The 24,897-nt window shown below is 39.3% G+C and carries 21 protein-coding genes; 19 read left to right on the top strand and 2 right to left on the bottom strand.

The genetic code is table 11. The annotated features are described in order from the left end of the window. On the bottom strand, nucleotides 1-1,356 hold the full coding sequence (gene gorA, locus DM558_RS04075; RefSeq protein ID WP_127162168.1) for a glutathione-disulfide reductase: 1,356 nt from the start codon (nucleotides 1,354-1,356) through the stop codon (nucleotides 1-3). A gap of 452 nt (nucleotides 1,357-1,808) precedes the next feature. Between gorA and DM558_RS04070 the strand changes: the two genes are divergently transcribed. The 19 genes from DM558_RS04070 (at nucleotide 1,809) to nuoN (ending at nucleotide 23,019) form a co-directional block, all read left to right on the top strand. Beyond that, complete coding sequence (locus DM558_RS04070; protein WP_109702605.1) at nucleotides 1,809-2,012, top strand: cold-shock protein; 204 nt, start codon at nucleotides 1,809-1,811, stop codon at nucleotides 2,010-2,012. 190 nt (nucleotides 2,013-2,202) lie between these two features. Then, nucleotides 2,203-3,183, top strand: coding sequence for an SEL1-like repeat protein (locus tag DM558_RS04065; RefSeq protein WP_127162167.1), 981 nt, complete (start codon nucleotides 2,203-2,205; stop codon nucleotides 3,181-3,183). 46 nt (nucleotides 3,184-3,229) lie between these two features. Beyond that, on the top strand, nucleotides 3,230-5,410 hold the full coding sequence (locus DM558_RS04060; RefSeq protein ID WP_127162166.1) for a mechanosensitive ion channel family protein: 2,181 nt from the start codon (nucleotides 3,230-3,232) through the stop codon (nucleotides 5,408-5,410). A 19-nt stretch (nucleotides 5,411-5,429) separates the two neighbouring features. Beyond that, the gene (gene dapE, locus DM558_RS04055; protein ID WP_109702603.1) at nucleotides 5,430-6,572 is read left to right on the top strand and encodes a succinyl-diaminopimelate desuccinylase; all 1,143 of its coding nucleotides are present in this window, start codon (nucleotides 5,430-5,432) and stop codon (nucleotides 6,570-6,572) included. Nucleotides 6,573-6,581: 9 nt separating this feature from the next. Beyond that, on the top strand, nucleotides 6,582-7,385 hold the full coding sequence (locus tag DM558_RS04050) for a putative RNA methyltransferase (protein ID WP_127162165.1): 804 nt from the start codon (nucleotides 6,582-6,584) through the stop codon (nucleotides 7,383-7,385). A 9-nt stretch (nucleotides 7,386-7,394) separates the two neighbouring features. Beyond that, nucleotides 7,395-7,766 carry a hypothetical protein gene (locus tag DM558_RS04045; protein WP_127162164.1) on the top strand — a complete coding sequence of 124 codons (372 nt, stop codon included), beginning with the start codon at nucleotides 7,395-7,397 and terminating at the stop codon, nucleotides 7,764-7,766. A 204-nt stretch (nucleotides 7,767-7,970) separates the two neighbouring features. Next, nucleotides 7,971-8,393 (top strand): NADH-quinone oxidoreductase subunit A, encoded by a 423-nt coding sequence (ndhC, locus tag DM558_RS04040; RefSeq protein WP_109702600.1) that lies wholly within the window; start codon nucleotides 7,971-7,973, stop codon nucleotides 8,391-8,393. Nucleotides 8,394-8,404: 11 nt separating this feature from the next. Next, nucleotides 8,405-9,079, top strand: coding sequence for a NuoB/complex I 20 kDa subunit family protein (locus DM558_RS04035; protein ID WP_109702599.1), 675 nt, complete (start codon nucleotides 8,405-8,407; stop codon nucleotides 9,077-9,079). Nucleotides 9,080-9,123: 44 nt separating this feature from the next. Continuing rightward, complete coding sequence (gene nuoC, locus DM558_RS04030; RefSeq protein ID WP_127162163.1) at nucleotides 9,124-10,908, top strand: NADH-quinone oxidoreductase subunit C/D; 1,785 nt, start codon at nucleotides 9,124-9,126, stop codon at nucleotides 10,906-10,908. Between the two features lie 2 nt (nucleotides 10,909-10,910). Then, complete coding sequence (gene nuoE, locus DM558_RS04025; protein ID WP_109702597.1) at nucleotides 10,911-11,423, top strand: NADH-quinone oxidoreductase subunit NuoE; 513 nt, start codon at nucleotides 10,911-10,913, stop codon at nucleotides 11,421-11,423. Continuing rightward, nucleotides 11,420-12,748 carry an NADH-quinone oxidoreductase subunit NuoF gene (gene nuoF, locus DM558_RS04020; protein WP_127162162.1) on the top strand — a complete coding sequence of 443 codons (1,329 nt, stop codon included), beginning with the start codon at nucleotides 11,420-11,422 and terminating at the stop codon, nucleotides 12,746-12,748. Before nuoE ends, nuoF begins: the two co-directional genes overlap by 4 nt. 97 nt (nucleotides 12,749-12,845) lie before the next feature. Next, nucleotides 12,846-15,560 carry an NADH-quinone oxidoreductase subunit NuoG gene (nuoG, locus tag DM558_RS04015; protein WP_127162161.1) on the top strand — a complete coding sequence of 905 codons (2,715 nt, stop codon included), beginning with the start codon at nucleotides 12,846-12,848 and terminating at the stop codon, nucleotides 15,558-15,560. A gap of 22 nt (nucleotides 15,561-15,582) precedes the next feature. Further along, nucleotides 15,583-16,548 carry an NADH-quinone oxidoreductase subunit NuoH gene (gene nuoH / locus DM558_RS04010; protein ID WP_407644303.1) on the top strand — a complete coding sequence of 322 codons (966 nt, stop codon included), beginning with the start codon at nucleotides 15,583-15,585 and terminating at the stop codon, nucleotides 16,546-16,548. A gap of 11 nt (nucleotides 16,549-16,559) precedes the next feature. Next, nucleotides 16,560-17,120 carry an NADH-quinone oxidoreductase subunit NuoI gene (nuoI, locus tag DM558_RS04005; RefSeq protein WP_109702593.1) on the top strand — a complete coding sequence of 187 codons (561 nt, stop codon included), beginning with the start codon at nucleotides 16,560-16,562 and terminating at the stop codon, nucleotides 17,118-17,120. Nucleotides 17,121-17,132: 12 nt separating this feature from the next. Continuing rightward, nucleotides 17,133-17,636 (top strand): NADH-quinone oxidoreductase subunit J, encoded by a 504-nt coding sequence (gene nuoJ, locus DM558_RS04000; protein WP_109702592.1) that lies wholly within the window; start codon nucleotides 17,133-17,135, stop codon nucleotides 17,634-17,636. A gap of 4 nt (nucleotides 17,637-17,640) precedes the next feature. Then, a complete protein-coding gene (gene nuoK / locus DM558_RS03995) occupies nucleotides 17,641-18,000 on the top strand; it encodes an NADH-quinone oxidoreductase subunit NuoK (RefSeq protein WP_109702591.1) in 360 nt (119 codons plus the stop codon). Continuing rightward, nucleotides 17,997-19,904, top strand: coding sequence for an NADH-quinone oxidoreductase subunit L (nuoL, locus tag DM558_RS03990; RefSeq protein WP_109702590.1), 1,908 nt, complete (start codon nucleotides 17,997-17,999; stop codon nucleotides 19,902-19,904). The genes nuoK and nuoL overlap by 4 nt, the downstream gene beginning before the upstream one ends. Before the next feature lie 31 nt (nucleotides 19,905-19,935). Further along, on the top strand, nucleotides 19,936-21,489 hold the full coding sequence (gene nuoM, locus DM558_RS03985; protein ID WP_127162159.1) for an NADH-quinone oxidoreductase subunit M: 1,554 nt from the start codon (nucleotides 19,936-19,938) through the stop codon (nucleotides 21,487-21,489). Nucleotides 21,490-21,504: 15 nt separating this feature from the next. Next, nucleotides 21,505-23,019: an NADH-quinone oxidoreductase subunit NuoN gene (nuoN, locus tag DM558_RS03980; RefSeq protein WP_127164804.1), complete on the top strand. Its 1,515-nt coding sequence runs from the start codon at nucleotides 21,505-21,507 to the stop codon at nucleotides 23,017-23,019. Nucleotides 23,020-23,067: 48 nt separating this feature from the next. On the opposite strand, the gene recJ is transcribed toward nuoN, so the two are convergent. Then, nucleotides 23,068-24,789 carry a single-stranded-DNA-specific exonuclease RecJ gene (recJ, locus tag DM558_RS03975; RefSeq protein ID WP_127162158.1) on the bottom strand — a complete coding sequence of 574 codons (1,722 nt, stop codon included), beginning with the start codon at nucleotides 24,787-24,789 and terminating at the stop codon, nucleotides 23,068-23,070. Nucleotides 24,790-24,897: the final 108 nt, after the last annotated feature.

Genomic DNA, 24,897 nt, shown 5'->3' with positions numbered 1-24,897 from the left:
TTAATCTCTAGGGGTCCTCATCGTAACAAACTCTTCTGCAGCGGTAGGGTGAACACCTATTGTTTCATCAAAAACTTTTTTAGTAGCACCCGCTTTCAAAGCAATGGCCAAACATTGTATTAACTCACCAGCACCCTCTCCCACCATATGGCAACCTAATACTTTATCGGAGGTTTTATCCACAATAAGTTTCATATACATTTTTTCGGTACAATCCGTCAATGTTAGTTTTAATGCTCTAAAACTTTCATCAAAGATCTGAACATCATAGCCTTTTTCAATAGCCTGTTGCTCAGTTAATCCAACGGTTGCCACATTAGGTAAACTAAACATCGCAGTTGCTACTTGAGTTAAATCAAGGGCTCGATAATCTTCTGGTTTGAAAAGATAACGTGCTACCGCCATGCCTTGAGCAAGTGCTACCGGTGTTAACTGTATCTGTCCAACCACATCACCAATAGCAAAAACACCTGGTTCTGCTGTTTCATAGTATTTATCAACATCAATAAACCCTTTGCTATTTAAAACGATCTTGGTGTTTTCCAACCCTAAATTATCTAGTTTTGGATGCCGCCCTGTGGCATAAAAAACTAAATCTGTTTCATCCACTTCACTATTATTAAAGGTTGTTACTAATGTGCCACTCGATTGTTTATCTATCTGCACAATATCTGTATTAAATTTTAGTTTGATCCCTTTTTTGGTCAGCTCTTCAGCTAGATGGTTACGAACATCATCATCAAATCCTCTTAAGAACAACTCACCTCGATATACTAATGTCGTCTCAACACCTAATCCATTAAAAATAGAAGCAAACTCAACCGCAATATAACCGCCCCCCACAATAGTACAACGCTTAGGAAGTTCTTTTAGATAAAAGGCCTCATTGGAAGTAATTGCATGTTCCCTACCCTTTATGTCAGGAATTTGAGGCCAGCCCCCCACAGCAATTAAGATATTTTTTGCAGTATAACTTTTACCATCAACCATTACGGTATGGGCATTGACTATTATAGCATGTCCTTCACACAGGGTAACACCGCTATTAGTCAGTAGTTTTTTATAAATTCCATTTAAACGAGCAATCTCTTTGTTTTTATTTTCTACTAATGTCTGCCAATTAAACCCTATATCTCCTAGATGCCAGCCAAATCCTTTAGCTAGATTAAATTCCTCATGAAACTGTGAAGCATAAACGAATAGTTTTTTAGGAACACAACCAACATTAACACACGTCCCTCCCAAATAACGCTCTTCAGCTACCGCTACTTTAGCGCCATAACTCGCTGCAAAACGGGCGGCTCTCACCCCACCAGACCCTGCGCCAATGACAAAAAGATCATAATCAAAAGACATAGTAGATACCTCGTCGGTAATTAATTTTCGCTCATTATCATTATTCTTTAAAAAAAATAATTGTATTTAAATGGATTCTTCTGGCTTAGTGTAACAAAAAACGAAGTAAAAAATCTGTTTTAAAACTATAGTACGCACATGATTATAAAAAACATATAACCTAATACGTTGTATAACAACAAGGTTTCAGTCAAAATATATTGAATTGACAAAAATGTTTGGATTTTTTATAAGCTATACTTATAACTTAATATATAAATAGTATAAAAACCATTTGCTATTTTTCATATTATCACTCATAGTAGTCACAAGCGGTTTTAAGGTTGTGTTTGTCGTCTAGTAGTATATTCTTTGTCTATAACTATTTTGAATAATCACTCTCAGTCTTGATTTCGCCCTCGTGTTGTGGGGTAACTCCCCTATTATTTTTTTAGTTTTATAGGAAAGAAAAGATGCAAACCGGCATTGTAAAATGGTTCAACGAAACCAAAGGTTACGGATTTATCACTCCAGAAGATGGTGGTAAAGACTTATTTGCTCACTACTCAGAAATCCAAAGCGGCGGTTTCAAAACTTTGACTGAAGGTCAGCGTGTTTCTTTTACCGCTACCCAAGGTGCTAAAGGTCCACAGGCTTCAAATATTCAAATAATATAGTCCTGCCTTTTTTAATTACGTGGTTTTTATTACCACGTAATTATTAAGTATTTTCTCTAAACCTCTCCCTTCTTATTTCCAATCAGATCCTAATACTCTTTTATATAAAAACTTAATATAACAGATGATCTTATTATAATAGCTGTTACAATAGCGAACTCTGGTCATAAGATAATAGATGAGTACCTAGATGCCGCGGTTTTACAACTACCTTATTCCTTTTTTGCTTTATATTGCTAGTGTTAACATATGGGCAAATAATTTCTCTTATGTAAAACAACAAGCTTCAAAAGGTAACCCTGTTGCACAATATACATTAGGTATAATGTATCAACAAGCTAAGAGCGTTAAGCAAAACAAAATAACTGCTTTATCATGGTACCAAAAAGCTGCCGAACAAAATTATCTACTTGCTCAATATGCACTTATCGCGATCTATCAGTATGGTGATGGTATTAAAGCCTCTCCAAAAGATGCAGTTTATTGGCACAAAAGAACAACAGAACCTCGCAGCCTTATTTTACTTAATCAGCAACAGCAAAGTTTTAATCAAATCGCTGACTTTTTATTAGAACAAGCAATAAAAAATAATACAGAGGCACAGTATTTACTTGCCACTCTATATTCAGGCAATAAAAATGAAGAAATAGCAGACTATTGGTTTTTAAGAGCGGCTATAGCAAGTGATAAAAATGCTCAATACTATATAGGGGTAACTTACACAGATAAACCTGGGATAATTAATAAAACACAAGGTATTTACTGGCTAGAAAAAGCAGCGTTACAAAATTTTCTAGATGCAGAAATTGTGTTGGCTTCAATCTATGAACAAGATAAAGCGTTTACCCCTGATTTTAAAAAAGCAGCTTACTGGTATGAACGAGCAGCGAATCAAGGGGATGCAAAAGCACAATCCTATATTGCTGGCATGTACCGCGATGGAAAAGGCGTTACTCCTGATAAAGAAAAAGCCTTACAGTGGTATCAAAAGGCGGCCAAACAAGGGGATGCCTTCAGCCAATATAATTTAGGACAACTATATGAAATGGGTGATGGTGTTAAACCTGATATAAAAAAGGCTCTTTATTGGTATGGGCAAGGAGCACAACAAGGCCATGTAGCATCACAATTGAAGTTACAAGCACTACAAACTAATATGCCATCAATTTAAAGGTATAATTGCTGCTATGCGTAGTCAATTTATTAACAGATTTAGTATGAAAAAAATTTATAAACTCTTATTTATCATTTTTATTAGTCATCTATTGATAACGCCTAGCTATGCTGCATTACCTAATTTATTAAAAGGTTCATCCTCTACTGAACAAGAACCTAAAGTCAGTAATACTGAACTTGTACAGTCGCTTGATGCGCTCATAAAAACTCTTGAAAACAACCGTCAACGTCAGGATCTATTAGTTAATTTAAAGGACCTTCGTGAAAGCCTAAAGGTAGCAGCAGAAAAAGATAAGAAAGATGAGGAAAATGGTGTTTTAACTGATTTTACTGAACTCTTTGACTTTTTAAGCCATGATTTAAATGGTCAAACCCCAATAAACTTTTGGAAAGATAGAGTACAACTTGCCTATTTGGAGTTACAGTTACTTGCTCCATCTCTTTCAGAGTTCTCAACCCTACTCTATAGTTTTTCTATTATTATCATTATTTGGTACCTCATCGCTAGAGTACTGTTATGGTTAATAAGGCGTATCAACTTACATTATAAACTCCCTCTATCACTCTCCAATAGTCCTACTACGTGGGAATTCTTACTTTATGCACTTGAGAAGTTACTTCCTTGGGTTGTAGCATTCTTTATTACACTTTATACCTCGAATATACTACCTACGACATCTCCACTTGGTAAAGGTATTGCACTATTAATGACCTATGCCATTATGGGGGGAGGAATATTTTCTGCACTTTGCTTTATTTCCTTATCACTACTCAGCGGCGATCATCGTTGGGGGGCACTACGAACCTTACGTAGACGTGCATTTAGGCCTTTATTTTCTATTGGATTCTTTGCTTCTTTAGGCGATGCTCTCTCTAATTACAAAATCATCGGTTTACTTGGTGGTAATCTAAGTCTAACGCTATCAACATTTAACAATTTAACTGCTGCACTACTGGCTGGCTGGTTTGTTATTACATTCCGACGCCCAATAGCTCATCTAATTCGTAATCGCTCTTTTGCATATCGTAAAAAAAGAAAAAGCTCGTATGACTTTTTACGTTTTTTAAGTGCCGTATGGCATATTCCCGTACTAATGCTTGTGACAGCGTCTCTCATTGCAACCATATTGTCAGGAGACCCCACTTCTGCATTACATAGGGCATTATTATGTGCTGCTTTATTAATTGTTGCTCTCGTATTAACGGGGTTGATACAAAAACAATCAACTAAGTTACAACAACGAGCTAAACGTAATCACAACGGTTTATATTTTTTACGTCTAACTCGCTTTGGTTACACCCTCTTAAACCTCGCAGTTTGGGTTATTTTTATTGATCTAGCATTACGGGTATGGAATTCTTCTATATTCTTGTTTGAGCAAGGTGCAGGACATAATATTACTATTATTGTTATTACCGTTATGCTTACAATACTGACGACTCGCTTGGTCTGGATTTTAGTAGATACTGCTATTTATCGTGCCCTCACAGGAGTAGGAAGAAACGGCCCAAGCACCCGTGCACTTACGATGATGCCTCTCATTCGCAACACTGCACTTTGCATTATTTTGGTAATTGCCACTATTGTTGCCTTAGCTAATTTAGGGATGAACGTTACCCCTCTTTTAGCCGGTGCTGGGGTTATCGGTTTGGCTATTGGTTTTGGAGCACAATCATTGGTGTCAGACCTTATTACAGGCTTATTTATTATTGTTGAAGACTCATTAGCAATCGGCGATTATGTTGATGTAGGTGACCATAAAGGAACGGTTGAGGCAATTACCATCCGTACTGTTAGCTTACGCGATATTGATGGTATTGTTCATATCGTCCCTTTTAGCGTCATTAAAACCGTAAAAAACTATTCTCGTGAACTAGGCTTTGCTATTTTTAGAATCCCGATTGCCCATAGCATGGGAATCGACGATGCAGTTAAAGCTGTACGAAGTGTCGCTAATGAAATGCGTCTTGACCCAATACTACAACGTGATATTTGGTCACCTATAGAGATACAAGGCGTTGAAAGCTTTGATTCAGGTAACGCTGTGTTACGTGCACGTTTTAAAACGGCTCCCCTTAAACAGTTCGAAATCTCTCGTACATTCAATTTAAGATTAAAACGTTATCTGGACAAAAATGGGCTTGATCTTGGTGTTCCAAGAAGAAGCGTGACTGTTCATAATGGAACACCAGATACCCAAGAACCTTCTACTCAATCATAGCAATATTAAGGAGTTATTAATGTCATCACTTTCATCTACTCTGGCCCTGGCTTTTGATTTGATAAGCCGCCCCTCCATCACACCTAAAGATGAAGGCTGCCAACAACTGATGATAGAACGTTTAAAGACATTGGGATTCTCGATTGAAGACATGCCATTTGAAGATGTAAAAAACTTTTGGGCAACCCATGGTACACAAGGCCCTGTTTTTTGCTTTGCAGGCCATACTGATGTTGTACCTGTAGGTTCACCTGATAAATGGAAACACGACCCATTTCAACCTTATATTGATGATAACGGAATGCTTTATGGTCGTGGTGCTGCCGACATGAAAGGCAGCCTAGCGGCGATGATCGTTGCAACAGAGCGCTTCATAAACAAATACCCAAACCATAAAGGAACGATTAGCTTTCTTATTACAAGCGATGAAGAAGGCATAGCAACCCACGGGACACGTGCCGTTGTTGAAACATTAGCAAAACGCAATGACACCATTGATTGGTGTATTGTTGGAGAGCCCTCCAGTGTCAATAAGTTGGGAGATATGGTTAAAAACGGCCGCAGGGGTTCTCTTAATGGTAAGTTAACCATAAAGGGTAAACAAGGGCATGTAGCCTACCCACAAAATGCTAAAAACCCTATTTTTCTCGCATCTCCTGCCATTACAGAATTAGCTAACACGCTTTGGGATCATGGCAATGATTTTTTCCCTCCCACCAGTTTTCAAATCTCTAATATACAGTCAGGCACAGGTGCCAATAATGTTATTCCTGGGGAACTTCATGCTGATTTCAACTTCCGTTTTTCAACGAAATCCACAGTAGAAGACTTAAAGCAGCGTGTTGCCAATATTCTCAATAAGCATCAACTTGATTGGCATATTGATTGGTCTTTATCTGGACTACCCTTTCTCACTGAACCGGGACAACTTTTAGCGGCCATTGGTGAAAGTATTCAAGCAGTAACGGGAATTACTACGGAGCCCTCCACTAGTGGTGGAACATCCGATGGACGATTTATTGCAACGCTTAACTGTCAGGTGGTTGAATTAGGGCCTATCAACGAAACTATTCACCAAGTCGATGAGCATGTCAATGCAGAAGACCTCAACTTACTGACTGAAATTTACTACCAAACTTTAGAGCGACTCTTAGCGGAATAATTTATTACTATGTTAATATGTCCTCTCTGTAATGCACCTCTCACCGATGAAGACAAGAGTGTCAAGTGTGTCAACTACCATACCTTTGACAAAGCTAAACAAGGTTATTTAAATCTACTACCTGTCCAGCATAAAAATAGCCGCGCACCGGGTGATAACTTAGAAATGGTTCTCGCCCGTCGAGAGTTTTTATCAGCAGGCCACTATGCTCCACTAGCGGAGCGCTTTGCCACACTAGTCCAACAACAACACCCAGCAAACTGGCTAGATGTTGGTTGTGGTGAAGGGTATTACACGCAAAAAATTGCCGAGGCACTCCCCCAATCACAGGGTTATGCGCTTGATATTTCACGTGATGCAGTCAAGCAAGCTTGTAAACTTAATAAACACCTTCATTGGCTTGTAGCCAGCATGGCGCGCATACCTATAGCCGATCAACAAAGTGACTTAATTGCCACTATTTTTAGCCCCTTCAACTGGCAAGAAGCAATGCGCATACTCAATAAGCAAGGGGGTATTCTACGGCTAGGGCCTACCAAAGAGCATCTAATAGAGCTAAGAGAAATGCTTTATGATGAGGTTCGCCCTTACCAAGACGATAAACACCTATTACAACTGCCCAGTGAGTTGACGCTCAACTTTACAGATTACCTAAGCTTTAAATTAACGCTCACCGAAGTAAAGGACCGTAAAAACTTATTGGCAATGACGCCCCACGGCTGGCGTGCTAGCGCTGAAAAAAGACAAAAAGTCATTGAGAATGACTTAACCGTTACCGTGTCGGTACGTTATGATTATTTTAAATTTATTTGAGTCCAAATAATGAAACAAACAGATATTGAGATCTATTTAAAAGACTGCGACCTTTCAAAAATCACGCCATGGTTAACCAGCAATTTAGGTGAATGTACGCCATGGCAACAAAAAAATAAAATATTTAAGTGTGAGACCCATAAAAAAGATATTGAGATCACTTGGTATGAAAAAGCTGTTGGCAGTTGGCACTGTCTTTACCTCGCTAGTGAGTACTTACCATGGGCAGATGATCTCCAATGCGCCCTTGATGCTAATAAAAACCTTCATGTAGAAATTCGTTGTGCGCCTAATGGCTGGACTGAAACAGAAGATGATCAAGAAAACACATGGCTAAAAATAACAAATCAAAATATCTCTAACATTACATGGAATACATAAATATAGAGTTGTTGCTGTTTTTTAATAAAGAAAGTATTAAAAATATCTCATAAAATCAAAAAGTTTTGCTAAATGATTTTACTTAATGGCAAATCGGACTTAGAATAATCAGTTAAAAATTAGTAAAGATAGTTTATAATTGAACTTTTTAAAAAACTACCTATCTTAATCAACATTATTATAAAGGAAGAGGTGGACAGTTTTATGCCTGAAACAACCGTGACAACACTTTCTCAGAATCTAGGCTTTGCTGTTTATATATTTGCTGTTATCGCTCTCGTAGGTTTCGTCGTTGCGTTAGCTTCTATACTAGGTGGTAGGGCTTTTGGCCGAAATAAAAATACACCATTTGAAGCAGGCCAACTTCCAACCGGTACAACAAAAATTAGATTTTCGGCTAAGTTTTATCTTGTAGCCATGTTATTTGTGATTTTTGATGTTGAAGCACTATTTTTATTTGCTTGGGCAGTCTCTTTAAAGGATGCCGGCTTATTAGGTTTTGGTTGGGCTAGTTTTATAGAAGCAACTGTTTTTGCCCTTATTTTATTAGCTGGTCTTGTATACATTATGCGCTTAGGAGTTCTTAACTGGGCACCACAAGATCACAAAAATAAACTGAATAAATAAGAGTACCCTCAATGAAATATACACTGACTCGCATTGATCCTAATGCTACAAATGATACCTACCCTATTGGCGAAAGAACTATTGTTGACGACATGTCAGAAGATCTTGCCAATAAAGGGATTTTCATGGGTAAGCTAGACAATGTTCTAAACAAAGTAGTAAATTGGGGGCGTAAAAACTCATTATGGCCTTATAACTTTGGTATTTCCTGTTGTTATGTGGAAATGACCACAGCATTCACAGCAGTCCATGACATCGCAAGGTTTGGTGCTGAGGTTATCCGTGCATCACCACGTCAGGCAGATTTTATGGTGATTGCTGGAACTTGCTTTGTTAAAATGGCACCCGTTATTCAAGAACTTTATGAACAAATGCTTGAACCTAAATGGGTCATTTGCATGGGTTCTTGTGCTAACTCAGGTGGCATGTATGATATTTACTCTGTTGTACAAGGTGTAGATAAATTCTTACCTGTTGACGTTTATGTTGCTGGCTGTCCTCCTCGCCCTGAAGCTTTTTTACAAGCATTACTATTATTACAAGACACAATTGCTGAGGAACGTAGACCGCTATCGTGGGTAGTTGGTGACCAAGGTGTTTATCGTGCAGAGATGACACCTCAAAAAGTAAAACTAAGAGAAAAACGCATTAAAGTTAAAGAACTTAGAACGCCTGACCAAGTATAAAATTTATTATTAACTGTGATTTAGACTATTAAGTGGCTGAAACTATGACACTAAAAATGGCGATGACCGTACCGCCTTATAAGGCCGATGACCAAGAAGTTGTAGCCGAGTTAATCACTCGCTTTGGTGATCAAGCGCTAACGATTCAACCCCAAACCAAGGTAGGTTGCCCTATTGTATGGGTAACGCGTGAACGCCTGATGGAAGTGATGCGTTTTCTACGCGAGTCACCTCGCCCTTATGTCATGCTATATGACTTACACGGGATTGATGAGCGCCTAAAAACACATCGTGAAGGACAACCTGAAGCAGACTTTACGGTTTTTTACCATCTCATATCCATGGAACGTAATAGTGATATTATTATTAAAGTTCCTTTATTTGATGGCGATTTAAATATACCAACACTGATACCTATATGGCCTAATGCAAACTGGTATGAGCGTGAAGTTTATGACTTATATGGTATCCATTTTAAAGGTCATCCCCGCTTATTTAGAATGTTACTTCCACCTACTTGGGAAGGACACCCTCTTCGTAAAGACTATCCAGCCCGTGCAACGGAACAAGAACCATTCCAACTAACAGTAGCCAAACAAATCCGCGAACAAGAAGCCATGCGTTTCAAACCTGAAGATTGGGGAATGACAACACATGACGAAAACTATGACTACATGTTCCTAAACGTTGGACCTAACCATCCCTCTGCCCATGGTGCCTTCCGTTTAGTTTTACAGCTTGATGGCGAAAATATTTTAGACTGTGTTCCCGAAATTGGTTACCACCATCGTGGTGCTGAGAAAATGGCTGAGCGTCAATCTTGGCATAGCTATATTCCTTACACAGACCGCATCGACTACCTTGGTGGGGTTATGAATAACCTCCCCTACGTACTTGCTGTAGAAAAACTAGCTGGAATTACCGTACCTGATCGTGTCAATTGTATACGAATCATGATGGCAGAATTCTTCCGAATCTTAAACCACCTGCTATTCTTAGGAACAATGGTACAAGATATTGGTGCCATGTCACCTGTATTCTATACCTTTACTGATCGCCAAAAAGCTTATGATGTTGTTGAAGCCATTACAGGCTTTCGTATGCACCCCGCATGGTTCCGTATTGGTGGTGTAGCACATGACTTACCTAATGGTTGGGATCGATTAGTACAAACCTTTATTGAGTGGTTCCCTAAACGCCTTGATGAATACCAAAAAGCTTGCTTATCTAACAGTATAACCATTGGCCGTACCAAAGGTGTTGCACAATATAACACCAAAGAAGCGCTTGAATGGGGTATCACTGGTGCAGGGCTACGCGCAACAGGCTTTGATTTTGACGTACGAAAAGCACGCCCCTACTCAGGTTACGAAAACTTTGAGTTTGAAGTTCCTCTAGCACATAACGGTGATGTCTATGACCGTATGATGGTAAAAGTTGAAGAGATGCGTGAAAGTACTAAAATCATCACTCAATGCTTAAAGAATATGCCTTCTGGTCCCTATAAAGCAGATCATCCTTTAACAACACCACCACCTAAAGAGCGCACACTACAACATATCGAAACACTCATCACCCACTTTTTACAAGTATCGTGGGGGCCTGTAATGCCACATAATGAGTCATTCCAAATGATTGAAGCGACCAAGGGTATTAATAGCTACTACCTAACCAGTGATGGTAGCACGATGAGCTATCGTACACGCATTAGAACGCCAAGCTTTGCTCATCTGCAACAAATACCATCGGTTATTCGTGGTAGTTTAGTTTCAGACCTTATTGCTTATTTAGGTAGTATTGACTTTGTTATGGCAGACGTGGACCGTTAACAATGAAAGATCAAATAATTCAAACAGACCGTAAACCGACTAAGCCTTTTGAGCCAACAGACGCTTTGAAAGCGGCAATTGAGCACGAAATGCACCATTATGAAGACTCTCGCTCTGCCTCCATTGAAGCATTAAAAATGGTTCAAAAGCACCATGGTTGGGTACCTGATGAAGCCATCAGCTATATTGCTAATATCATTGGTATCAGTGCTGCAGACGTTGAAGGTGTTGCTACATTCTATAGCCAAATTTTCCGTCAAGAAGTAGGCAGACACGTTATTCGTGTGTGTGATAGTATGGTATGCTTCATGGCAGGACATGATCCCGTATTAGAATCTATAAAAAAGAAAATCAATGCAGACCTTGGGCAGACCTCTGAGGATAAACGCTATACCTTATTACCTGTTTGTTGTTTAGGTAATTGTGATAAAGCACCTGCTATGATGGTTGATGATGATACGTATGGTAATTTAACCGCTGAAACAGTCAGTGAAATTTTGGAGGCTTATAAATGAGAAAATTAACCTCCATCGGGCCTATTAATACTTCCGCTCGTAGTTACGAAACACACCCCTTAACATGGCGTCTAAGAGAAGATGGTGAAGCCATTTGGTTAGATGAGTATCAGCAGAAAAAAGGGTACGAGGCAGCGCGTAAAGCACTCACTTCTTTATCAAAAGATGATGTAGTTCAACAAGTTAAAGATTCTGGTCTTAAAGGACGCGGTGGTGCTGGTTTCCCAACAGGTGTCAAATGGGGCTTAATGCCCAAAGATGAGACACTTAACATTCGTTATTTACTTTGTAATGCGGATGAAATGGAGCCAAATACTTGGAAAGACAGACTCCTCATGGAGCAAGAACCTCATCTTTTAATTGAAGGGATGATTATTGCTGCTTATGCATTAAAAGCTTATCGTGGCTATATCTTCTTACGTGGCGAATATGTTGATGCAGCCACTAATCTGAATAAAGCCATAGAAGAAGCCAAACAAGCAGGACTATTAGGTAAAAATATCTTTGGTAGTGGCTTTGATTTTGAGCTTTTTGTTCATACCGGTGCCGGGCGCTATATTTGTGGGGAAGAAACCGCACTTATTAACTCACTAGAAGGTCGCCGCGCAAACCCACGTTCAAAACCGCCCTTCCCTGCAACAGTTGGCGCATGGGGAAAACCAAGCTGTGTAAACAACGTAGAAACACTTTGTAATGTTCCTGCTATTATTGAGCGTGGTGTTGAATGGTACAAATCACTGGCAAAAGAAGGTAGTGAAGATATGGGTACCAAATTAATGGGGTTTTCTGGTAAAGTAAATAACCCAGGAATTTGGGAAGTCCCTCTTGGTATCACTGCTAAAGAATTATTAGAAGACTATGCAGGTGGCATGAGAGATGGCTATAAGTTAAAAGCATGGCAACCCGGCGGAGCTGGAACAGGCTTTTTACTTCCCGAACACTTGACTGCACAAATGTACTCCGGTGGTATTGCTAAAGTCGGTACGCGCATGGGTACTGGGCTCGCAATGGCAGTAGATGACACGATCGACATGGTTTCCCTATTACACAATATGGAAATCTTCTTTGCTCGTGAGTCATGTGGATGGTGTGCACCTTGTCGTGATGGTTTACCTTGGACAGTGAAAATATTAGCAGCCCTCAAAAAGAAACAAGGCGAAGCTGATGATGTTAAGTTACTTGACGAACTAGCTCGTCAAATAGGTCCAGGACTCAGTTTCTGTGCACACGCACCGGGCGCATCTGAACCACTCGCAACAGCGATTAAGTACTTTAGAAGTGAGTTTGATGCAGGAATTGCAGTACAGCAATTACCCATATTATAAAACGATTACTATTCAATATTTAATATAAAATAGTAAAAATAATTTTTCCATTAAGCCAGTCTCACCTTGGTGAGCAAATGATGAAGAAATAAGAACCATGGCCATTATCCATGTAGACGGTAAAGAATACGAAGTTAACGGAGCAGACAATCTTTTACAAGCTTGTTTATCTCTTGGGCTTGATATCCCCTACTTTTGTTGGCATCCTGCCTTAGGTAGTGTAGGCTCATGTCGTGCTTGCACTATTAAACAATATAAAGATGCTGATGATAAAGCAGGTCGTTTAGTCATGTCATGCATGACACCGGTAACGGAAGGTACAATTATCTCAATTGAAGATGAAGAAGCCAAAAAATTCCGTGAAAGTGTCATCGAGTGGTTAATGACAAACCACCCTCATGATTGCCCTGTTTGTGAAGAAGGCGGTCACTGTCATTTACAAGATATGACAGTCATGACAGGCCATAGCAAACGTCGCTATCGCTTCAACAAACGTACTCACCACAACCAGTACTTAGGTCCATTCATTAACCATGAGATGAACCGCTGTATCGCCTGCTATCGTTGTGTTCGTTACTATAACGATTACGCTGATGGTAAAGATTTAGGCGTATTTGGCGCACATAATCATGTTTACTTTGGTCGCGTTGAAGATGGTTGTTTAGAAAGTGAGTTTTCAGGCAACTTAACAGAAGTTTGCCCTACTGGTGTATTTACAGATAAAACCCACTCTGACCACTACACCCGTAAGTGGGACATGCAATTTGCACCTAGTATTTGCCAAGGCTGTGCCTCAGGTTGTAACACTTCGGCGGGTGAGCGCTATGGCGAAATAAGACGCATTGAAAATCGCTATAATGGTGAAGTCAATCGCTATTTCCTTTGCGATCGTGGTCGTTTCGGATACGGTTATACCAACTTAAAAGATCGTCCTTTACAACCAGTCTTGGTTAAACAGCAAAAACTGCTAACCATTGATCAAGCATTGGATCAAGCTGCTGACCTATTAAAAAATCAAAAAGTATTAGGGATTGGTTCGCCACGTGCGAGCTTAGAAAGTAACTATGCTTTAAGCCAATTAGTAGGCTATGATAATTTTTCAACAGGTATTGCTGCCAAAGAATTAGAATGCATTAACCTTGCAATCAAAATAATGCAAGAAGGCCCATTACCGACCCCAACCATAACTGAAATAGAAAAACATGATGCTATCTTCATTTTGGGTGAAGACTTAACACAGACCTCTGCTCGTCTTGCATTGGCAGTACGTCAAGCCGTTAAAGGCAAAGCAGTTGAAATGTCTGAAAAATTCGGCGTTCAACCTTGGCTTGCAGCAGCCGTAAAAAATATTGGGCAAAATGCTAAATACCCGTTATTTATTGCTAGTGTAGCCAATACACGACTAGATGATATTGCAGAAACATCTATTCAATCGACACCTAACGAGCTAATAAAACTTGCTTGCGCCGTTGCGCATGAGCTAGATGCTTCAGCTCCTGCGGTTAATAACATTACAGCCGAATTAAAAGATAGAGCAAAACATATTGCACAAGCATTATTAGCTGCTAAAAAGCCACTACTTATTTCTGGCTGCTCATTAGGTTCTAAAGCGTTATTAGAAGCAACCGCTAATATTGCTAATGCACTAAAACTTCAACAAAAAGAAGCTTCACTAAGCTTTGTTTTCCCTGAAGTGAATAGCGTTGGTTTAGCCTTAATGGCCAATAAATCATTAGAAGATGGATTTAATGCCATTTCTGATCAATTGGTCGATGTTGTGGTTATTTTAGAAAATGACCTTTACCGTCGTGCTGATGCTAAACAGGTTGACAACTTATTAGAACAAGCAAAATCAGTACTGGTTATTGATCACCAAATTACAGATACAACGGCTAAAGCAGACTTACTCCTTTCTGCCTCTTCTTTTGCAGAAGGTGATGGAACAGTCATCAGTCAAGAAGGGCGTGCACAACGATTCTTCCAAGTATTTGATCCAACTTACTACAATGCTGACAACTGCGTTAAAGAAAGTTGGCGTTGGATGCATGCAATCCATAGCACAATAGAAAATAAAGCTATTGATTGGACATTGTTAGACCATGTAACGACTGATTGTGCCTCTCACTTCCCTATTTTAGCGGGGATTAAAGAAGCAGCTCCTGATGCCTCGTTCCGTATTAAAGGTCAAAAACTAGCACGTGAGCCACATCGTTACAGTGGGCGCACGTCAATGTTAGCCAATAAGAATGTTCATGAACCTAGAGCTCCTCAAGATCAAGATACTGCATTTACTTATTCAATGGAGGGTTATGCAGGTACATCGGCTGAGCGTCAGCAAATTTCATTTGCATGGGCACCCGGTTGGAACTCACCACAAGCGTGGAACAAGTTCCAAAGTGAAGTAGGCGGACCATTGCGTGCAGGGGATCCTGGTATTCGTCTACTAACAAATAAAAATGAACTTTTACCTTGGTATACTGCTCAAACTGACAACAAAGAAGGCTATTGTATCGTTCCTCTTTACCATTTATTTGGTTCTGATGAAATGACCTCTAAAGCCGAACCAATAAAAGAACGCATAGCCAAACCTTATATTGCTTTAAATAATGAAGATGCTGTAGTGCTAGATCTAAAACAAGATGATCTCATTAAACTGACTATCAACAATAAAGAAATGGCTGTATCTGTGTGCTTGAATGCAGGTTTAGCAAAAGGCGCTATCGGCTTACCTGTGGGTATTGTTTGTTCACCTAATTATTTATTTGGTCAATATATCCCTAATGTAACAACATTACAGAAGGAGGCACAATAATATGGAAGCATCAACTTATGACATGATCATAGCAATTCTTTTAGCTTCTATTAAAGCTATTGTTATCATGTTAGTTGTGTTCGTATTTGCAGCACTACTTAGTTGGATTGAGCGCCGGTTACTTGGATTATGGCAAGATCGTTATGGCCCTAACCGTGTAGGCCCTTTTGGTTGCTTACAATTAGCTGCTGACATGATAAAGATGTTTTTTAAAGAAGACTGGATTCCTCCTTTTGCCGATAAACTAATCTTTACCATTGCTCCGCTTATTTCTATTTGCACACTACTGATAGCTTTTTCTATTGTACCTATTACCCCTAATTGGGGAGTGGCTAGCCATACCAGCATTGGCTTATTATTCTTCTTGGCTATGGCAGGTATTGCAGTCTATGCAGTACTTTTTGGAGGTTGGTCAAGTAATAATAAATTTGCATTATTAGGTGCTGTACGTGCCTCAGCACAAACCGTTTCTTATGAGGTGTTTTTAGGTCTTGCATTGATGGGTGTCGTTTTACAAGCAGGTTCATTTAATATGAATGATATTGTAAACGCACAACGAGGGTTATGGTTTGTTGTGCCACAGTTTTTTGGCTTTTGCTTATTTTGTATTGCTGGGGTAGCCGTTACTCACCGCTTTCCTTTTGACCAACCCGAGGCAGAACAAGACTTAGCAGATGGATATCATATTGAGTACTCTGGATTGAAATGGGGTATGTTTTTCGTGGGTGAATATGTTGGGATCGTATTGATTTCATCGTTAATTACTGTGCTTTTCTTTGGTGGTTGGCATGGCCCTGTTCTACCCGGAATAGTATGGTTTGTTCTTAAAACTTTATTCTTTGTAATGATGTTTATCCTTATCCGTGCAGCATTACCTAGACCACGTTACGATCAAGTGATGTTATTTGGTTGGAAGTTTTGTTTACCTCTTTCCTTAATTAACTTATTAGTAACTGGCTTTTTTGTGTTATTGGCGCAAGGGGCATAAGAGAGACTGTTATGAAATATATATGGCATGTTATTCACGGTGCTTATACACAACTAAGAAGTATCGTTATGATTTTTGGCCACGCTTTTCGTAAGCGTGATACGATTAACTATCCTGAACAGGAGGTTTATCTCCCTCCTCGTTACCGTGGCAGAATCGTTTTAACACGTGAACCTGCACCAGAAGGTCAGCTAGGTGAAGAACGCTGTGTCGCATGTAACCTTTGTGCAGTTGCCTGCCCAGTCGGTTGTATTTCTTTACAAAAGGCAGAGCGTGAAGATGGTCGTTGGTACCCTGAATTTTTCCGTATTAACTTTTCACGTTGTGTTTTCTGTGGAATGTGTGAAGAGGCGTGCCCTACTACAGCAATTCAGCTAACACCTGATTTTGAGCTGGCTGAATTCAAACGCCAAGACATGGTTTATGACAAAGAAGACTTATTAATTTCGGGACCTGGAAAATATCATAATTATTCTTTTTTTAACTTTTCAGGTAAAGCGATTAAAGACAAACCCAAAGGTGCAGCAAAGAATGAAGCTGAACCTATTGATGTAAAAAGTCTTTTACCTTGAAGGACACAGATTATGGCAGCATTTTGTTTTTACCTTTCATCCGCAATTGCGATTATTGCAACACTGTTAGTGATTACTAATAGTCGACCAGTGCACGCACTTTTATACTTAATAGTTTCTTTATTAGCTATTTCAATGTGCTTCTTTAGCCTTGGCGCTCCTTTTGCAGGAGCTCTAGAAATAATCGTTTATGCAGGTGCCATCATGGTACTCTTCATTTTCGTTGTGATGATGCTAAACCTAGGAACACAAACTGTTAACCAAGAACTACAATGGTTATCACCAAAAACATGGGTTGGTCCAACATTACTCTCATCTGTACTGTTGATAGAATTCCTCTTTGTTATTTTTGTAGGTGATACTGGTTTAACGATTGGCAATATTACAGTTAGCCCTGTAGAAGTAGGTTTATCTTTATTTAGCACTTATTTACTAGCAGTTGAACTGGCTTCATTGTTACTACTAGCCGCGTTGGTCACTGCTTATCATATTGGGCGCCAAGAAGCGAAGGATTAAAATTATGTTTGAAAGCATCCCTCTTGAGCACGGTCTAATTGTTTCGGCCATCCTATTTTGCTTAGGCCTAATAGGTTTGCTCATACGTCGTGATTTACTCTTTATCTTAATGAGTCTTGAAATTATGATGAACTCTGCTGCATTGGCTTTTATTGTGGCAGGAAGTGCCCATACTCCTGTACTCGTTGATAAGGTTGTTCATGGTAAACATTTACTCGTTCATGCTGCCGATGGCCAAATCATGTATATCATGATCATTGCCCTCGCCGCAGCGGAAGCAGCAATTGGTTTAGCTCTACTGTTACAACTTTATCGTCGTTTCCATACCCTTGACATTGATGCAGCAAGTGAGATGCGCGGATGAACCTAATATATTTAACCGTTGGCTTCCCTCTTCTTGGCTTTTTAATATTAGCTTTTTCAAGAGGGCGTTTGTGTGAGAAAGTTTCTGCCATTATTGGCGTTGGAGCTATTGGTTTAGCAGCGCTTTCTGCTGCATGGGTTAGCTATAGTTTCTTAAACAGTGGCTTAACAGAGTATACTGCACCACTCTGGTCGTGGATTACTGTTAATGATCCCAACAATGCAGGGAAGGTTCTATTTGATCCTAAATTAAGTTTCCATATTGACGGCTTAGCCGTTACTATGCTCTGTGTTGTTACAGGTGTTGGCTTCTTTATCCATCTTTTTGCTTCATGGTATATGAGAGGTGAAGAAGGCTACTCTCGCTTCTTCGCTTATATGAACCTTTTCGTTGCTTGTATGGTTATCCTTGTCTTGGGCGACGACATACTTTTCCTTTACTTTGGATGGGAAGGTGTTGGTTTATGTAGCTATTTATTGATTGGTTTCTATTACACTGAACCAAAAAATGGTGCCGCCGCATTAAAAGCTTTCATCGTCACACGTATTGGTGATGTGTTGATGGCTATCGGTATGTTTATTATTCTTTGGCGAGTTCCTGAGCTTCTTTCTTTAAGTATTAGCGAAATGGCTAAGCCTGAGATGACTCAAACTATTTTAGCTAAATTGGGTGAACCTTATTTAACAGCGGCAACCTTATTCTTATTTGGTGGTGCCGTTGGTAAATCAGCTCAAGTCCCATTACAAACTTGGTTAGCTGATGCAATGGCGGGCCCAACCCCTGTTTCTGCATTAATCCATGCGGCAACCATGGTAACTGCCGGTGTTTATTTATTAGTTCGCTTGAATTTCTTATTCTTCCCTGCTACCTTTACCTTAGAAATTGTAGGTATTATTGGTGCGATCACTCTAACATTGGCAGGTTTTGCAGCACTTGTACAAACTGATATAAAACGTATTCTTGCTTACTCTACCATGAGCCAACTAGGTTATATGTTCTTAGCTACCAGTGTTTGTGCATGGAATGCGGCTATTTTCCATTTAATGACCCATGCGTTCTTTAAAGCATTATTGTTCTTATCAGCAGGCTCGGTCATTATTTCTTGCCACCATGAACAAAATATTTTCAAAATGGGCGGCTTATGGAAAAAACTTCCTCTTGCCTATGCAGGCTTTATTGCAGGTGGCGCAGCATTAAGTGCCCTACCCTTCATAACCGCAGGATTCTACTCTAAAGATGAAATTTTATGGGAAGTCATGGCGGCTGATCACCCTGGACTGCTGGTAGCTGGATTAGCTGGTGCCTTTATGACATCACTCTATACCTTCCGTTTAATCTTTATCGTATTCCATGGTAAACCTGCAACGGAACATGCAGATCATGCTCATGCAGGTAAAGGCATTGCTCATGCATTACCATTGATTGTATTGATTATTTTATCAACCGGTATTGGGGCTTTAATTACACCACCATTAGGTGCAGCTTTTACTTCTCCTGAACACGCAATAACAGGTAAGCATACGCTTGAAATGGTTTCTGCTTGTATTGGTATTGCTGGGATTCTGTTAGCGGCATTACTATTCCTTGGCAAACGTGCCTTTGTGAATAGCGTAGCGGAATCTACAGTTGGCCGCTTACTTAGCTGTTTATGGCTAAATGGTTGGGGATTTGATTGGATTTACGATAAATTATTCGTACAACCTTACTTATTTATTACCAAATTGCTAGTCAAAGACCCTTGTGATAAAGCTATTGGTTTAATTCCATTGGTGATACGTGGTGGTAATAAATTAATGACCCTGACAGAAACTGGTCGCCTACGTTGGTATGCGCTATCTCTGGCATGTGGTGCTTTAGTATTAATAGCTGTAATGATTATTACATTTATGTCTTCGGCTAGCTGATTTAAACTTATAAAAAGGAATAGATATAGTCATGTCATCCCTATTATTACCTTGGTTAATTCTAATACCGATTATCGGTGGCCTTTTTTGTTGGCTTTCTGAACGGATTAGTAATTTTCTTCCTCGTTGGATTGCATTATTAACAATGGTCATATTGGTTTCCTTGTCCCTTTATTTCTGGGCTACAGGTAACTGGCATAATGCACCTAACCCAGAGGTTTCATCGGCCTTAATACATGGTCAATCTAAGTGGTGGATGTTTTACTTCCAAATGAGCTGGATACCCCAATTAGGGATTAGCATCCACTTGGGAATGGATGGCCTTTCTATTCTGCTCATTGTACTAACTGCTATTTTAGGGTTATTGGCTGTTTTGTGTTCTTGGAAAGAAATCAATAACCGTGTAGGTTTCTTCTATTTAAACTTGATGTGGATTTTAGGTGGGGTTGTTGGTGTTTTCATCGCCATTGATTTATTCCTTTTCTTCCTATTCTGGGAAACCATGCTTATCCCTATGTTCTTCCTTATTGCCTTATGGGGACATAGTGGTTCTGATGGAAAAACACGTATTTACGCGGCAACTAAATTCTTTATTTTCACCCAAACCAGTGGCTTATTAATGCTTGTGTCTATTATTACACTAGCACTTAAAAACTATACAAGTACTGGAGTGATGAGTTTTGACTATATACAACTACTAGGTACTAATTTAGGTAGTTTAGAATATGTATTGATGCTTGGTTTCTTTATTGCTTTTGCAGTTAAATTGCCAGTTGTTCCTTTACACTCATGGCTACCTGATGCACATGCTCAAGCACCTACCGCAGGCTCTGTTGACCTCGCAGGTATTTTATTAAAAACAGCCGCATTTGGTGTTTTACGTTTCGCTATTCCTTTATTCCCGCATGCGTCTATAGAATTCGCACCTATTGCTATGTGGTTAGGTATTATTAGCATTATTTACGGTGCTATTTTAGCCTTCCAACAAACAGATATTAAACGCTTAATTGCTTATACCAGTATTTCTCACATGGGCTTTATTTTAGTGGGTATTTATTCTGGTAGTCCTCTTGCTTTACAAGGGGTTGTTATACAAATGATTGCTCACGGTTTCTCCGCTGCGGCCCTCTTTATTTCCAGTGGTCAAATCTATGAACGCTTACACACACGCGATATGCGTTTAATGGGTGGGCTTTGGAGTAAAATAACTTACTTACCAGCCATTATGTTATTCTTTAATGCCGCCGCGCTAGGATTACCAGGAACTGGTAACTTCGTGGGTGAGTTCATGATTTTAATTGGAGCCTTCCCAGCAGATAAAGTTGCGGTTTCTATTGCAGCCTTTGGCTTGGTATTAGCTTCTATTTATTCACTGAGTATCATGCAACGTGTTTTTTATGGTACAACACGTGGTAATTTTCATGAACCTATTCAAGGGCTCTGTAAACGAGAACTTAACATGATGTTCTTATTGATTATACTCCTTGTATTACTAGGTGTTTATCCACAGATCGTTCTGGACACATCAGCTGCCACCATGAATGGTGTGCATGCTTGGTTCTCCCCTAACCTCGTTTCTCGGTAGTCGCTCATGGAACAAATACAACTAACAACAAGTCATTTTATAGCCCTCTTACCCATATTGGTAATGACGGCTACCATTGTCGTTGTCATGTTATCTATTGCATGGAAACGGCACCAAACTTTAACAGCAGCTATCTCAATGATTGGGATGGTTTTAGCACTCATCGCTATCATCCCTGCCGTTAAACAAGTCGATGCTGCAAAACAAGTAATTGAGGTAACCCGTTTACTATCATTTGATAAATATGCTTACTTTGCAAGCTTATCAATTATATTGGTTACAATGGCTTGTACTTGCTTTTCCCATATCTATTTAGAGGGTTATAAAGGTAATAAAGATGAGTTTTATCTATTACTTCTGCTCTCAACCTTAGGTGGAATGATACTGGTCAGTACAACACATTTAATGGGCTTATTTATTGGTTTAGAGTTATTATCTATCCCAATGTATGGTTTAATTGGTTATTCATTCTTTCAACATCGCTCATTAGAAGCCAGTATAAAATACATGGTGCTTTCAGCAACAGGTACTGCGTTTTTACTATTTGGTATGGCCTTATTATATGCAATAACAGGTCAACTAACCTTTGCTTCTATTCTAGAGATTTCTAAAGTTGTTAATCATTCAATACTCGTTGATATGGGTATTGTATTGATGATCGTAGGGCTATCATTTAAATTATCATTGGTGCCATTCCATTTATGGACACCTGATGTTTATGAAGGAGCGCCCGCCCCTGCTTCTGCATTTTTAGCAACAGCTAGTAAACTTGCTGTATTTGCGATGTTATTACGCCTGATGGAGTTCATCCCTATCACGGGTAACTCTTGGCTTTATATTGCTATTAGTATTCTATCTATTGCTTCTATCCTCGTCGGTAACTTATTGGCACTGTTCCAAACCAGCTTAAAACGTATTATGGGGTATTCATCAATTGCCCACTTTGGTTATTTACTGATTATCCTTTTAGCCAGTAATGAGTCTTCATCAGCCGCCACTAAAATACTAGCAGCGCAAACAGCAACTATCTATCTATTTACCTATATAGCAACCACTATGGGAGCATTTAGTGTGGTTACTGTTCTATCTTCACCTTGTGGTGATCGTGATGCTGATGCGCTTTATAGATACCGTGGTTTATTCTGGCGTCGCCCTTTATTGACAATTTCATTGTCAGTCATGATGCTTTCATTAGCTGGTGTACCATTAACAGCAGGATTTATTGGTAAATTCTGGTTATTAAGAACTGCCGTAGATGCAAATTTATGGTTATTAACCGCAATGGTCATTATTGGTAGTGGTATTGGTCTTTACTACTATTTACGGGTGATGATTACACTTTACCTACCTGAACCAACTGCAACAGGTAATGAAGAAAAAGGTATCCATTGGTCACATTTACTGGCCACTTTTGTCTTATTATTGATTGCAATTATTGTTATCTTTGTAGGGGTATGGCCATCACCATTGATTGCTGTTGCAAACTACGCAGGTGTTCCTGATACACTGTTCCATTACTTATCTTATTAATCAACAAAAAAGGCAACCTAAGGTTGCCTTTTTTAATCCATTACCAATTTATAATGGCTGTAAATGAGTCACCAATAGTTGTAAATTCTGTTGGCCGTTATACTCGTTAACCATTAACTTATACACTATATTGGCTTGTTTAATTGTACTATTAGGCCATACAGTGTTATCAATATTAAATGCTATTGCATCCACTTGTTGCTGCTTATCTTCTGTCCGTAGTACTAACTTTAGATGCTTGTCTTTCAATAAGCGCTGTTGTTCTATCCAAAATACACCATTAAAAAGAGGCTCTGGAAAAGACTGCCCCCATGGACCTGCCTCAGCTAATTGCTTAGCCTGCGCTAAGCAAAAATCTTCTTGAGAAAGCACCCCATCCGTTACAATTATTTTGTCTAGTGGTTCATTACCCAACTGCCTTGCTACTTCTTGATTAAATGCTGTTTGGAATAATGACAATTGTTCCTTCTGTAAAACAAGCCCCGCGGCCATAGCGTGCCCACCAAACTTATCCATCAGATCAGGATATTGACTAGCCATGTTTTGTAATGTATCACGAATATTTATGTGCGTAATTGAACGAGCAGAACCTTTTAATACACCTTTTTGTTCTGTTTCTGCAAAAATAATCGTCGGGCGATGGTACTTATCTTTTAAACGTGAGGCCAAAATACCAATAACACCTTCATGCCATTGATCATTAAATAAACAAATCCCATAAGGTAAATTATCTAATGTGATACTCTCTAATTGCTGTAACGCCTCTTTTTGCATGGTTTGCTCTATTGTTCGACGTTGTCTATTAAGTGTATCTAGCTGCGCTGCCTTTTCATAAGCATCTGCTTCATTGTCTGCTAAAAGGCAGTCAATCCCGAGTTGCATATCATCTAGTCGACCGGCAGCATTAAGTCTTGGACCTACAATAAAGCCGAGATCAGAGGCAGTGATTGTATCAAGCTCCTTCCCTGCCAGTTGAAGTAATGCTCTAATGCCATGCCTTACTCGCCCCTTTTGTATTCGCTTTAACCCCTGATAAACAAGCGTCCTATTATTAGTATCGAGAGGAACAACATCTGCTACAGTGCCTAAGGCTACTAAATCTAATAGTTCAGCTAAGTTAGGCTCTGTTAATTGCTTTTGTAGAAAATAGTCTTTCTCTCTCAATCGTGCCCTTAATGCAATCAAGACATAAAACATAACGCCAACACCTGCAATGGACTTGCAAGGGAAAGAGCAATCCGCTTGATTAGGATTAACAATGACATCCGCGTTGGGTAATTGCTCACCCGGTAAATGGTGATCAGTAATCAGTACCTTTATCTCTGCTTGTTTTGCAGTATTTACTCCATCTAAACTGGTAATACCGTTATCTACGGTGACAATCACTTGCGGTTGGTAAGTTTTAATGGCCATATTGACAATTTCAGGGGATAAGCCATAACCATAATCAAACCGATTCGGTATTAAATAATTAACGTTGTGAGCACCTAACATACGCAAACCTTGCATAGCTAATGCGGTTGCCGTTGCACCGTCACTATCATAATCACCAATAATAACAATAGATTGTTGCTCTATGAGCGCATGTTCTAATAAGATTGCTGCTTCATCAATGCCTTTAAGCGTTTTATAAGATACAATATTCGTAAGCTCTCTATTTAACTGTTGAGGGGTTGTAATACCGCGCGCAGCGTAAATACGTTTTAATAAAGGGGGAATATCGGGCAAGTTGACTGCCTCATTAGGCAAATCACGTTCTTTTATTAACATCAATTATTCCAAGATTAAAGCAAAAATAACAACACTATATATTGTATCTGATTTGATAGATAAAAATCTTAAAGATTACCTTCTTAATAAAAAAATTATATAATTAAG

Source organism: Entomomonas moraniae (assembly GCF_003991975.1).
Classification (GTDB): Bacteria; Pseudomonadota; Gammaproteobacteria; order Pseudomonadales; family Pseudomonadaceae; genus Entomomonas; species Entomomonas moraniae.
This window is presented reverse-complemented; position numbering and strand designations above follow the sequence as displayed.